Annotated in this window: 10 protein-coding genes and 5 pseudogenes; 10 read left to right on the top strand and 5 right to left on the bottom strand. The window is 42.5% G+C overall.

What is annotated here, in order from left to right; translation table 11 throughout:
* Positions 1 to 7: 7 nt before the first annotated feature.
* The 4 genes and pseudogenes from EG365_RS09385 to EG365_RS09370 form a co-directional block, all read left to right on the top strand.
* Positions 8 to 847: pseudogene (locus tag EG365_RS09385) on the top strand (YifB family Mg chelatase-like AAA ATPase); the annotation flags it as partial.
* Between the two features lie 100 nt (positions 848 to 947).
* Positions 948 to 2,735: a hypothetical protein gene (locus EG365_RS09380; RefSeq protein WP_001144971.1), complete on the top strand. Its 1,788-nt coding sequence runs from the start codon at positions 948 to 950 to the stop codon at positions 2,733 to 2,735.
* A gap of 382 nt (positions 2,736 to 3,117) precedes the next feature.
* The gene (gene aph(3'')-Ib / locus EG365_RS09375) at positions 3,118 to 3,921 is read left to right on the top strand and encodes an aminoglycoside O-phosphotransferase APH(3'')-Ib (RefSeq protein WP_001082319.1); all 804 of its coding nucleotides are present in this window, start codon (positions 3,118 to 3,120) and stop codon (positions 3,919 to 3,921) included.
* Positions 3,921 to 4,070 (top strand): annotated as a pseudogene (locus tag EG365_RS09370) (aminoglycoside phosphotransferase family protein); the annotation flags it as partial. The gene aph(3'')-Ib (EG365_RS09375) and the pseudogene EG365_RS09370, both read left to right, overlap by 1 nt.
* Here EG365_RS09370 and EG365_RS19600 read toward each other — a convergent pair.
* A pseudogene (locus EG365_RS19600) lies at positions 4,038 to 4,139 on the bottom strand (IS1 family transposase); the annotation flags it as partial. The pseudogenes EG365_RS09370 and EG365_RS19600 sit on opposite strands and share 33 nt — an antisense overlap.
* 187 nt (positions 4,140 to 4,326) lie before the next feature.
* Between EG365_RS19600 and EG365_RS09365 the strand changes: the two are divergent.
* Positions 4,327 to 5,106, top strand: coding sequence for an APH(3')-VI family aminoglycoside O-phosphotransferase (locus EG365_RS09365; RefSeq protein ID WP_000422632.1), 780 nt, complete (start codon positions 4,327 to 4,329; stop codon positions 5,104 to 5,106).
* 654 nt (positions 5,107 to 5,760) lie between these two features.
* Here EG365_RS09365 and EG365_RS09360 read toward each other — a convergent pair.
* A pseudogene (locus EG365_RS09360) lies at positions 5,761 to 6,102 on the bottom strand (IS1-like element ISPa14 family transposase); the annotation flags it as partial.
* A 24-nt stretch (positions 6,103 to 6,126) separates the two neighbouring features.
* The gene (locus tag EG365_RS09355) at positions 6,127 to 7,392 is read right to left on the bottom strand and encodes an IS4-like element ISPa12 family transposase (RefSeq protein WP_000812657.1); all 1,266 of its coding nucleotides are present in this window, start codon (positions 7,390 to 7,392) and stop codon (positions 6,127 to 6,129) included.
* A 106-nt stretch (positions 7,393 to 7,498) separates the two neighbouring features.
* Here EG365_RS09355 and EG365_RS09350 point away from each other — a divergent pair, with 106 nt between their 5' ends.
* The gene (locus tag EG365_RS09350; RefSeq protein WP_001100753.1) at positions 7,499 to 8,425 is read left to right on the top strand and encodes an inhibitor-resistant extended-spectrum class A beta-lactamase PER-1; all 927 of its coding nucleotides are present in this window, start codon (positions 7,499 to 7,501) and stop codon (positions 8,423 to 8,425) included.
* Positions 8,426 to 8,498: 73 nt separating this feature from the next.
* Positions 8,499 to 8,921, top strand: a complete 423-nt coding sequence (locus tag EG365_RS09345; protein WP_001176354.1) for a glutathione S-transferase family protein — start codon at positions 8,499 to 8,501, stop codon at positions 8,919 to 8,921.
* Here the strand turns inward: EG365_RS09345 and EG365_RS09340 are convergent.
* Both EG365_RS09340 and EG365_RS09335 read right to left on the bottom strand, forming a co-directional pair.
* On the bottom strand, positions 8,910 to 10,181 hold the full coding sequence (locus EG365_RS09340; protein WP_000813355.1) for an IS4-like element ISPa13 family transposase: 1,272 nt from the start codon (positions 10,179 to 10,181) through the stop codon (positions 8,910 to 8,912). The two genes, EG365_RS09345 and EG365_RS09340, sit on opposite strands and share 12 nt — an antisense overlap.
* 93 nt (positions 10,182 to 10,274) lie before the next feature.
* Positions 10,275 to 10,646 (bottom strand): annotated as a pseudogene (locus EG365_RS09335) (IS1-like element ISPa14 family transposase); the annotation flags it as partial.
* A gap of 115 nt (positions 10,647 to 10,761) precedes the next feature.
* Here EG365_RS09335 and aph(3'')-Ib (EG365_RS09330) point away from each other — a divergent pair.
* The 3 genes from aph(3'')-Ib (EG365_RS09330) to EG365_RS09320 all read left to right on the top strand — a co-directional run bounded on the left by aph(3'')-Ib (EG365_RS09330) (position 10,762) and on the right by EG365_RS09320 (position 12,745).
* The gene (aph(3'')-Ib, locus tag EG365_RS09330; RefSeq protein ID WP_001082319.1) at positions 10,762 to 11,565 is read left to right on the top strand and encodes an aminoglycoside O-phosphotransferase APH(3'')-Ib; all 804 of its coding nucleotides are present in this window, start codon (positions 10,762 to 10,764) and stop codon (positions 11,563 to 11,565) included.
* On the top strand, positions 11,565 to 12,401 hold the full coding sequence (locus EG365_RS09325; protein ID WP_000480968.1) for an aminoglycoside O-phosphotransferase APH(6)-Id: 837 nt from the start codon (positions 11,565 to 11,567) through the stop codon (positions 12,399 to 12,401). The genes aph(3'')-Ib (EG365_RS09330) and EG365_RS09325 overlap by 1 nt, the downstream gene beginning before the upstream one ends.
* A gap of 119 nt (positions 12,402 to 12,520) precedes the next feature.
* Positions 12,521 to 12,745 (top strand): hypothetical protein, encoded by a 225-nt coding sequence (locus tag EG365_RS09320; RefSeq protein WP_000743213.1) that lies wholly within the window; start codon positions 12,521 to 12,523, stop codon positions 12,743 to 12,745.
* The last annotated feature ends 2 nt before the right edge of the window (positions 12,746 to 12,747 follow it).

Genomic DNA, 12,747 nt, shown 5'->3' with positions numbered 1-12,747 from the left:
CAATAAGATGTCTTTTTCTAAAATTTATACTCGGGGACTTTTAGGATTACATGCGCCTCTCATTGAGGTTGAGGTGCATGTGAGTCAAGGCTTACCCTCTCTGACTATTGTAGGCTTAGCGGAAGCAGCAGTTAGGGAAAGTAAGGATAGGGTTCGCTCAGCTATTATTAACAGTGGATTTCAATTTCCAACTAAGCGGCTGACCATTAACCTTGCTCCTGCAGATTTGCCCAAAGATGGTTCACGGCTAGATTTACCAATTGCTTTAGGCATCTTAATTGCCTCTGGTCAACTTCCGGAAAACTGCACAGAAGACTTTGAATTTATTGGAGAGTTGGCTCTAGACGGTCATGTAAGACCTGTGTCAGGCGCCTTAACTTTAGCAATGGCATGCCAGCAAGCTCAGCATAAAATCGTTTTACCAGTCGATAATAGCCAAGATATTAGCCATTTACCTAATCTTGAGTGTTATCCGGTTAATCATTTAAAAGAGGTGTGCGAGCACTTTTTAGGCACACAAAAGCTAGCTCACGCACAGCCAAGTGACCATTCAAATGAAATGCCCTATAAATTTGATCTTGCAGATGTTAAAGGTCAGCTACGCCCACGGCGTGCACTAGAAATTGCTGCCGCTGGGGGCCATTCCCTGCTCTTTAAAGGACCACCAGGCACAGGTAAAACTTTATTGGCCTCACGCCTGCCTTCCATTTTACCGCCACTTTCTACTCAAGAAACTCTTGAAGTTGCAAGTATTTATTCTATTTCAAATACACCACATACTTTTGGGCAGCGTCCATTTCGCGCGCCCCACCATACAGCATCAGCAATTGCACTGGTTGGGGGCGGTTGTCAGTTCCACAAATAAATCAGAGTTTACACAAATAAACTAGAGCAAGAATAAAAAGTATATTATCTATAAGCTTTAATTTTTCATTTTGTAAAAATATATGCCTGTTAATAATGATAAAATAACGACTATTGATTGTTTCCCAAATGATAATATTAGTCGAGTGGTTTATCGATATGGTGGACTCGTTCGAAACGAAGATAACGACTCAACTAATCCTTTTGTTGAAGTGTTATTAATTGAGATTAGAAAAAGTGATCAATGGTTATTTTTAGATAAGTGCTCAACATTCCTTGTTCCCGTACTTGATCTTGATGCTGTTCAACATGGCAGTATTTGGGACGGGAATGTTCTGACCAATTACACTTATAGATTTTCAGGAAAACTCATCACAAAACGATTTTCTTTCGACTTCAGCAATAATAAACCGAGGAACATAAAACTTTCAGACAAAATTCCGGATACGTCAGAGTACTACATTCCATTAAAAAACTATTTTCTTCCCAATAAAGTTGATTATGTTCTACAAGGCTATCCATTCACTAAATACACCAATGATTCATATCGGAAAGTGAATCACTGCTTAATGCATTCTAATGATGGAACTCAAGTCATCACTTCCTCAATCCATATTTTGCATAGCTTATTCGTCAATCGGAAGGATATTCGGGGACTCTTATTAAGCACTTCAGGCCAATCTATCATTAACCGCTTTTTAGAATCTTATACAACAGAAGTTGAGAATGATAATATTGAATATAAAATAAAAATCAGAAAGCCATATGAAGATATTGGCGAAACAGCAATTATATTTCTGGCTAATCTAGCCTTAAATCCATATGTGCAGACGATAGTCGATAAAATTCAACGAAGTATGGAAGTTACTGAGTTTCATCATCTTCAGCATGGCACAGGCATAAGATACCCCATTGTATATCCGCCACATCCTACAAAGCTTTTTCTTGAAGCAGAAGGAATTTGGCTAGATGACAATAAGACACGTTTTTTTATTACTAGAGTGAAAAAATTTGATCCTATTAACGATCACATGATTGATGTCAATAAAGACCTTACCAATACTGTTTCAAAAACTGATGAAAAAAACCCTCGTCCTCGTGAAAAAAGTCAAAATAAAAATGAGCATATCAATACACAAAAACCACCATCAAGAACAAGCGGTGAATACCGTAAGCGTTCTGATGTGGAAACTGGAAATACACAAAATATTTTGAAGTATTCTTTTAATGAACCAGCCAATGACCCAATTGAAGTTGGCACATCCAATCATCCATATTCAGATAAATCAGAGGATGTTGAAACATCATCTGATGAACCATATGGCAATAAAAATACTAAAACTAAAAAGTCTGAAACAACTGATAATCCGCCTAGCAGAGATGAACGCTTTGATATTCAATATATTATTCAATCACTTAACCATTTAACACTAGATACAACCTCTCCATTAGAACGTGTGTATTCAATTGATATATTGGGGAATGAGATACACGGATTCAACTTACTTCAAATAAAGAAACTCGTTCCTCAACCAAAGCATCCATCTTGGATTGATGCAGAATTTGGAAGGAAATTGTTATTTTTAAAACTGGAATTGAAAGATCAGCATGATCAATATTATTTAATTGATATACATAAAAATAAAAGCCATGAAGCATTCTGTGCTTTTATTATCGTGTCACCACATAAGTTAACCCGTGAGCAAATAAAAAATATATGTATAGAGCTTGAGAATGCAAAAGGAATTAAAAAATGGACGCTACGTTGTGAAAGTTTTACCAAAAAAATTATTTCGATTAAACATTCATCTGCTACTCCCGATGAGTGGAAAAATAGATTTAAAAATTTATTTTCAACATTAATTAATTGATTTTTATTAAATTACAAAAAACTGTCGTACTAAAAATAAGAAAGGTACTTCATAAAGGAGTTGCAAGAATCCTAACCTTTTTTTACAATTCAATAGTTGTTGAAATATTGAAATATTATTTCTAAAGTAACCGTGCATCGGAAGTTAATATTTCTAGTATTGTTTCCTGTCATAAGCATCAAGGTCTTAGCTAATAATATAAATTAGCTCATTTGATACTTTTCAAACTTAATCTCCGTCGATATAAATCAATTAATATCAATATCTTGAAGATAGGAAATGCATAATCAGTGTTCGTTTCAAGAATCATTAGCATTATTATTTAAGGTTTAGCTATCCTATGTACTTATCTGATTTAAACGCACAACAAAGGGAACCTCCATTGAATCGAACTAATATTTTTTTTGGTGAATCGCATTCTGACTGGTTGCCTGTCAGAGGCGGAGAATCTGGTGATTTTGTTTTTCGACGTGGTGACGGGCATGCCTTCGCGAAAATCGCACCTGCTTCCCGCCGCGGTGAGCTCGCTGGAGAGCGTGACCGCCTCATTTGGCTCAAAGGTCGAGGTGTGGCTTGCCCCGAGGTGATCAACTGGCAGGAGGAACAGGAGGGTGCATGCTTGGTGATAACGGCAATTCCGGGAGTACCGGCGGCTGATCTGTCTGGAGCGGATTTGCTCAAAGCGTGGCCGTCAATGGGGCAGCAACTTGGCGCTGTTCACAGCCTATCGGTTGATCAATGTCCGTTTGAGCGCAGGCTGTCGCGAATGTTCGGACGCGCCGTTGATGTGGTGTCCCGCAATGCCGTCAATCCCGACTTCTTACCGGACGAGGACAAGAGTACGCCGCAGCTCGATCTTTTGGCTCGTGTCGAACGAGAGCTACCGGTGCGGCTCGACCAAGAGCGCACCGATATGGTTGTTTGCCATGGTGATCCCTGCATGCCGAACTTCATGGTGGACCCTAAAACTCTTCAATGCACGGGTCTGATCGACCTTGGGCGGCTCGGAACAGCAGATCGCTATGCCGATTTGGCACTCATGATTGCTAACGCCGAAGAGAACTGGGCAGCGCCAGATGAAGCAGAGCGCGCCTTCGCTGTCCTATTCAATGTATTGGGGATCGAAGCCCCCGACCGCGAACGCCTTGCCTTCTATCTGCGATTGGACCCTCTGACTTGGGGTTGATGTTCATGCCGCCTGTTTTTCCTGCTCATTGGCACGTTTCGCAACCTGTTCTCATTGCGGACACCTTTTCCAGCCTCGTTTGGAAAGTTTCATTGCCAGACGGGACTCCTGCAATCGTCAAGGGATTGAAACCTATAGAAGACATTGCTTTTGATGCCATTTTTCTTTATACTGTCACTGAGGCAGGTTGGACATTTGATTTCTAGAGTTATTCGCATTTCTCTATTTTATCAAAATTCAACCTGCTTTGTTTCAGCATACTTTTTGAAACACCACCAAAGTTTGAAGTATTGACCCTCTATAGGGAATAAGCCATATTTTTGCTACAGTGAACCTAATTAAGATCATCTATTTACTAGGCCTCGCATTTGCGAGGTTTTTAATGCTGAATAAAAGGAAAACTTGATGGAATTGCCCAATATTATTCAACAATTTATTGGAAACAGCGTTTTAGAGCCAAATAAAATTGGTCAGTCGCCATCGGATGTTTATTCTTTTAATCGAAATAATGAAACTTTTTTTCTTAAGCGATCTAGCACTTTATATACAGAGACCACATACAGTGTCTCTCGTGAAGCGAAAATGTTGAGTTGGCTCTCTGATAAATTAAAGGTGCCTGAACTCATCATGACTTTTCAGGATGAGCAGTTTGAATTCATGATCACTAAAGCGATCAATGCAAAACCAATTTCAGCGCTTTTTTTAACAGAGCAAGAATTGCTTGCTATCTATAAGGAAACACTCAATCAGTTAAATGCAGTTGCTATTATTGATTGCCCATTTATTTCAAGCATTGATCATCGGTTAAAAGAGTCAAAATTTTTTATTGATAACCAACTCCTTGACGAGATAGATCAAGATGATTTTGAGGCTGAATTATGGGGAGACCATAAAACTTACATAAGTCTTTGGAATGAGTTAAATGAGACTCGTGTTGAAGAAAGATTGGTTTTTTCTCATGGCGATATCACGGATAGTAATATTTTTATAGATAAATCTGGTGAAATTTACTTTTTAGATCTTGGTCGTGCTGGATTAGCAGATGAATTTGTAGATATATCTTTTGTTGAACGTTGCCTAAGAGAGGATGTATCTGAGGAAACTGCTAAAATATTTTTAAAGCATTTAAAAAACGATATGCCTGACAAAAGGAATTATTTTTTAAAACTTGATGAATTGAATTGATTCCAAGCAATATCTAAAAATACTTAGTTATCTTTTTAAGTCGCTAAGTTTTAAATAAATAAGTGAAAGAAGTTAGTGGAGCTACTGATTTAAAGTTTTATATCACCAATGAATCCAAGTTTTGGTTTTTAAAATAAACTTATTTAAAATAGCTAAAGCTGTTTATTAGCTTAACTTGTGATTTAAGTTTTTTTGAATATAAAATTGTTAATTTATTAGCTTTACAAGTTTATTTAAATTTCATCGTGCAACATTTTTAACCAATTTTATTATCGATGGTATTTTTTTGTCTGCTTTTCTTTTCCTAGTCTTTTATCTATCCGTCAGCCATATAGTATTTTATTAAATTCTTATGGAAAATGACGCATGTTAAATTATCTTAAGAGCTTTAATAATATCAATACTTATTTGGTTTTATCGATAATTCTGCTGTTAATCATAATATCTCTAGATTATTTCTAAACTGAATGAATGTTTATAATGAGTGATTCATATTACTATTGAAATCGACTTCTCACTTTGAAAGAAGGCGAGGATGAGGGGCTTTTATGTTGATTTATCATTTTAAAAATGTCTTATAAAAGAAGCCTAACGTGTTTTCTTATATAGGTTTAAACATAATTTTTGGGTGGTGTTTCAAAAAGTATGCTGACATTAAATGAAGCCATTATTGATGTAAAAAAAGGTTAAGTCGAAAGCTTTAAAATGGTTTTCAATCTTTTTTGAAAAATTACAACTCCTTCTAAAACCGCGCCTAATTCGATGCCTTATTTTGCAATTATTACCTTCAATACCTACAGTAAAAAATTTACCAATACTTTGCTTGCAGTTTTTAAAAGCAGTTATGAAACTGTCCCAATGATCACTTGCAATTCGGGTGTAGTGAATACCTAATTGTTTAAGCTTTGCCTTCAATCGTTGAACTGTAGCTAAGTCTCTTTTACCCCAAACATAAGCAACAATCTCACCTGTTTCTCGATGGTAGGCGTAAATCATACGTATGTCTTTAGCGAGCTAACATCATGATTCATATGTGATTTCCAATACTTTAAAAGCCCCTGATTTTTGATCTCGCTTTACATTTACCCTCTGGCAATGTTCCGCGAGAAACGCAAAAACCTTACCCAATTCCGCAGCAATTTCAGTTATCCCTGAACAAGCCCATTTTATACAAAAGGGAAGCCACCACTGATTGGCTGTTTTGGCCCCGCTGAACATGGACAACACTCGCCGATATTTTTGCTGTGCTCCGTTGATTAACCAACGCTTGAGCGTTGCCGCCAGCAGACTTCCCCAAATCAACGTTTCGGCTATCGTTGAGTATTCCGTATTAAATTTATTCAAACTATTCAACGATTTCCATTCTTTGAACAAGAGTTCTATCTGCCAGCGCAGACGATACCATTCGCCCACTGTTGCGGCTGGGAATGTGTGCCGGTCCAAATTTGTACACAGACAAACCGGTTTGTCTTTATGGTCAGTGGAAGCAAACAAAACACAACGGTACACCGGACCATCTGGCCACTGCACATCCAAATCCAATTCGCCATGCTTAGGCAATACGGCCAGCCAGCTGCGTAGCGGCTGACAGAGTCCTGTTTGGTTGCAAGTCGCCATTGGATTCACCGAAGCGGGCATCCGAAGCACAAAGCTGGCCGCTTCGTTTTGGAGCGATTCAATGTAAGCTTTTGAAAAATAACCTGCATCGGCCATGAGCAAACAACCACGTAGACTTTGAGCTACGGGGAGATAGTCGCGTTCAGATGCAGTATCTTCGCTCAGAGAAACGCGGACAGGCTGGGCTTTTTCAAGGTCATAGGTCACGTGAAGCTCCACTGCCGCAGGAGAGTGTGTACTGAATCGCCCGGGGAAATGCAGGCTGAGGCCGTCATGAACAGCGAAACTGGTGCCATCCTGCAACAGTACCTGCTTGAAATGCCCCCGATAGGCGTCCGAAAAGGTGTGCATGGCTGGCAAATGAAGTGCCAGCGCCTGCTCAAACACTTGACGCATAAATTCAGGAGTTCCGAGCTTAACTAACTGATTATGGAATGGTTTAAGGCGTACTGACATCGAATGCAAGTGGTTAAAGTAACGATGTATATCAGCGATTGTGCGGGCATTTCCACTTCCCAGGGCACACACAAATGCCAGGCAAAGTTTTGCGGGAGTGATCAGGCGAAAGCGTTCAATCATGTGAGTTTGAACACCAAGTGAATTTAATTGTTGCTCTGAAAACAGGGCTTCAAAAATGGTTGAAAATGCGGTAATCTGATTTTGCTTCATTCGTTTTAGCCCTCTGGGCGTTCTATTTTATTCGCAAAATCAATTAGATCACGAATGAAGCACCTATTCAAATCCTAAAGATCATACGTATGAAAAGGACAATCCGATGAATGTCATTATAAAAGCTGTAGTTACTGCCTCGACGCTACTGATGGTATCTTTTAGTTCATTCGAAACCTCAGCGCAATCCCCACTGTTAAAAGAGCAAATTGAATCCATAGTCATTGGAAAAAAAGCCACTGTAGGCGTTGCAGTGTGGGGGCCTGACGATCTGGAACCTTTACTGATTAATCCTTTTGAAAAATTCCCAATGCAAAGTGTATTTAAATTGCATTTAGCTATGTTGGTACTGCATCAGGTTGATCAGGGAAAGTTGGATTTAAATCAGACCGTTATCGTAAACAGGGCTAAGGTTTTACAGAATACCTGGGCTCCGATAATGAAAGCGTATCAGGGAGACGAGTTTAGTGTTCCAGTGCAGCAACTGCTGCAATACTCGGTCTCGCACAGCGATAACGTGGCCTGTGATTTGTTATTTGAACTGGTTGGTGGACCAGCTGCTTTGCATGACTATATCCAGTCTATGGGTATAAAGGAGACCGCTGTGGTCGCAAATGAAGCGCAGATGCACGCCGATGATCAGGTGCAGTATCAAAACTGGACCTCGATGAAAGGTGCTGCAGAGATCCTGAAAAAGTTTGAGCAAAAAACACAGCTGTCTGAAACCTCGCAGGCTTTGTTATGGAAGTGGATGGTCGAAACCACCACAGGACCAGAGCGGTTAAAAGGTTTGTTACCAGCTGGTACTGTGGTCGCACATAAAACTGGTACTTCGGGTATCAAAGCCGGAAAAACTGCGGCCACTAATGATTTAGGTATCATTCTGTTGCCTGATGGACGGCCCTTGCTGGTTGCTGTTTTTGTGAAAGACTCAGCCGAGTCAAGCCGAACCAATGAAGCTATCATTGCGCAGGTTGCTCAGACTGCGTATCAATTTGAATTGAAAAAGCTTTCTGCCCTAAGCCCAAATTAACAGACTATCAGCACTATCTAAGCCGCTGACTCTGGTTGTACACTAAAGCTATGGTTTGAAATTGGAGTAGGTTATGCAGTTATTAGGTTCAGTGGCTTCCCCTTTTGTTCGTCGTTTACGTTTAGTACTGGCAGGGCAACCTTATCAGTTTGTAGCGCTTAATATTTTTGAGTCTGAAGGCCGTTCAGTGTTGGTACAACATAATCCGGCACGCAAAGTGCCTGTGTTAGTGGATGGAGAGCAGGTTATTTTTGATTCAGGCGTAATTTATCGTTATTTGGCTTCGAAACTGAAATTCAAACCATTGAGCTGGGATCAGGAAAACGGTCTGACGACCATCAATGCCTGCACAGACTCCTTGGTTGAATTACTGCTTTGTAAGCGCTCAGGTTTTGACGTGACTGAAGATAAATTGTTTTTTAATCTTCAGCATGAGCGAATTCAGGCGACGCTAGAGGCACTTCATACGTATGACCTTAACGACCTAACCCAATGATTTATTTGTGTTATTAAGCAGCTTATATACGCCACTTATTTGGTCTCGTTTAACATTTTGCCGTTGGCAATGTTGCGCTAAAAATGCCAGCGCGTTATTCATGGCTTTTGCTAAATCCGTACCACGACTCATGGCTATATCAAAGCAAAATGGTATCCACCACATATGGGCAGTTTTTGCTCCGGTAAAAAGCGACAACACCCGGTTATACTTCTTTTGTGCCGCGTTGATTAGCCAGCGTTTTAAGGTTGCTGCCAGCAAGCTACCCCAAATTAATGTCTCAACGATTGTGGCATGACCTGTATCGAATTTATTTAAATTATTCATCGACTTCCACTCTTTGAATAATAATTCTATTTGCCAGCGAACACGATAAAAATCACCCACAACAGCTGGAGGAAACTGCTCACGGTCAAGGTTAGTGCAGACCAATACATGACGTTTTTTGTGATCTAATGCTGCAAATGCAACGCAACGATAAACCGGGCCATTCGGCCACTGCACATCTAAATCCAATACACCTGCATTGGGTAATTCTTTTAACCATGTTTTCAGCGGCTTCATCTGCTGAGTCTTAGTACAAACCGCCATTGGATTAACACGGTTACACATCCGCATAATAAAATACGCGCAGGCTTCTTGAAGCTGTTGTATATAAGCTTTTGAAAAATAACCTGCATCTGCCATAAATAAGCAGCCTGATAAAGAGGCGGGTGAAGGCAAATAGTCCCGCTCGGGTGCCGTGTCCTCAGTCAGACTAACACCGTCAGGTTGCCCCTTAAACACGTCATAAGTGACATGTAACTCAACCGCTGCCGGACTATTTTCATTAAAACGTCCTGGAAAATAGAACATTAAGTCGTCATGTACAGCGAAACTGGTGCCATCTTGTAAAATAATGCGCTTGAACATGTCCTGATATTTATTCCTGATAGCAAACATATCAGGGAGATGCAGAGCCAGCGCCTTTTCAAACACTTCACGCATAAATTCAGGAGCAGCCATTTTAACCAACTGTTTATGAAAGGGTTTAAGCTTTATGTCCGTTGAGTGCATATGGTTAAATTGCCGGTGCACATCGGCAATCGAATTCGTTGTTCCTGCACCCAGCGCACTGACCAGCGCCATGCAAAACTTCTGTGGCGTCACCTGCCGCCGCCGCTTCATAAAGCCTGATTGCTTGCCAAGCGCATCAAGCTCTGCTGCTGAAAAAAATCGTTCAAAAGCGCTCGAAAATCGGGTATCTTGTTGTTGCTTCATTCGTTTTTCCTGCAAAGGTGATCTTTTTTTTCTGGTAAATCAATTAGATCACGAATGAAGCACCTCTTCAACTCCTAAAGATCATACCTATGAGGCGTAAATAAGCCATTGTTTATTATTTTTATTTCCCACAAAAGTCCAAAACTCATCAACTTCAAGAGACTCATAATGACTTTGTTTAGGCTGAATTTGGTAGGTCGATTCGGTTAAAGTACGTAAAACTTTACCGATACTGATTCGCTCAACTTCAGCGATATCTCGTATACCACTACCTCTGACCATCAACTGTAATATTTTTCGAGTAATGCCTGAATGACATCCTAGATAGCTCAGAGCATGGTCACCAATAAACTGACGTTTACAGTCTTTGCACTGATAGTTTTGTTTCCCATCTACTTTGATGCCATTTTTCTTTATACTGTCACTGAGGCAGGTTGGACATTTGATTTCTAGAGTTATTCGCATTTCTCTATTTTATCAAAATTCAACCTGCTTTGTTTCAGCATACTTTTTGAAACACCACCTCTTTTCGCAGGTTGAGCCACCTCCGCGCTTCATCAGAAAACTGAAGGAACCTCCATTGAATCGAACTAATATTTTTTTTGGTGAATCGCATTCTGACTGGTTGCCTGTCAGAGGCGGAGAATCTGGTGATTTTGTTTTTCGACGTGGTGACGGGCATGCCTTCGCGAAAATCGCACCTGCTTCCCGCCGCGGTGAGCTCGCTGGAGAGCGTGACCGCCTCATTTGGCTCAAAGGTCGAGGTGTGGCTTGCCCCGAGGTGATCAACTGGCAGGAGGAACAGGAGGGTGCATGCTTGGTGATAACGGCAATTCCGGGAGTACCGGCGGCTGATCTGTCTGGAGCGGATTTGCTCAAAGCGTGGCCGTCAATGGGGCAGCAACTTGGCGCTGTTCACAGCCTATCGGTTGATCAATGTCCGTTTGAGCGCAGGCTGTCGCGAATGTTCGGACGCGCCGTTGATGTGGTGTCCCGCAATGCCGTCAATCCCGACTTCTTACCGGACGAGGACAAGAGTACGCCGCAGCTCGATCTTTTGGCTCGTGTCGAACGAGAGCTACCGGTGCGGCTCGACCAAGAGCGCACCGATATGGTTGTTTGCCATGGTGATCCCTGCATGCCGAACTTCATGGTGGACCCTAAAACTCTTCAATGCACGGGTCTGATCGACCTTGGGCGGCTCGGAACAGCAGATCGCTATGCCGATTTGGCACTCATGATTGCTAACGCCGAAGAGAACTGGGCAGCGCCAGATGAAGCAGAGCGCGCCTTCGCTGTCCTATTCAATGTATTGGGGATCGAAGCCCCCGACCGCGAACGCCTTGCCTTCTATCTGCGATTGGACCCTCTGACTTGGGGTTGATGTTCATGCCGCCTGTTTTTCCTGCTCATTGGCACGTTTCGCAACCTGTTCTCATTGCGGACACCTTTTCCAGCCTCGTTTGGAAAGTTTCATTGCCAGACGGGACTCCTGCAATCGTCAAGGGATTGAAACCTATAGAAGACATTGCTGATGAACTGCGCGGGGCCGACTATCTGGTATGGCGCAATGGGAGGGGAGCAGTCCGGTTGCTCGGTCGTGAGAACAATCTGATGTTGCTCGAATATGCCGGGGAGCGAATGCTCTCTCACATCGTTGCCGAGCACGGCGACTACCAGGCGACCGAAATTGCAGCGGAACTAATGGCGAAGCTGTATGCCGCATCTGAGGAACCCCTGCCTTCTGCCCTTCTCCCGATCCGGGATCGCTTTGCAGCTTTGTTTCAGCGGGCGCGCGATGATCAAAACGCAGGTTGTCAAACTGACTACGTCCACGCGGCGATTATAGCCGATCAAATGATGAGCAATGCCTCGGAACTGCGTGGGCTACATGGCGATCTGCATCATGAAAACATCATGTTCTCCAGTCGCGGCTGGCTGGTGATAGATCCCGTCGGTCTGGTCGGTGAAGTGGGCTTTGGCGCCGCCAATATGTTCTACGATCCGGCTGACAGAGACGACCTTTGTCTCGATCCTAGACGCATTGCACAGATGGCGGACGCATTCTCTCGTGCGCTGGACGTCGATCCGCGTCGCCTGCTCGACCAGGCGTACGCTTATGGGTGCCTTTCCGCAGCTTGGAACGCGGATGGAGAAGAGGAGCAACGCGATCTAGCTATCGCGGCCGCGATCAAGCAGGTGCGACAGACGTCATACTAGATATCAAGCGACTTCTCCTATCCCCTGGGAACACATCAATCTTACCGGAGAATATCGTTGGCCAAAGCCTTAGCGTAGGATTTCGCCCTCTCCCGCAAACGACCCCAGGAGGAAAGGGCATGAAGAAGCCGAACCAAGACGACGAGCCGTTTTTCATCACCGAGGAGATTGCGGCCGAAATGATCGCCGGCGGCTATGAGTTCGAGCTGCCGCCCATTCCTTGCACCATCCGCCTACGCGACGTGCTGGAGCGCATGACCGATGCTGAGCTAGCATTGCAGCCGGGCGAGATCGCCGACCAGGAGCGTGAACGCTGCCGGCGCAAGCCGTGTTCAACCTCATGATC

The sequence above is a fragment of the Acinetobacter sp. FDAARGOS_494 genome (genome assembly GCF_003812225.1).
GTDB lineage: Bacteria > Pseudomonadota > Gammaproteobacteria > Pseudomonadales > Moraxellaceae > Acinetobacter > Acinetobacter baumannii.
This window is presented reverse-complemented; position numbering and strand designations above follow the sequence as displayed.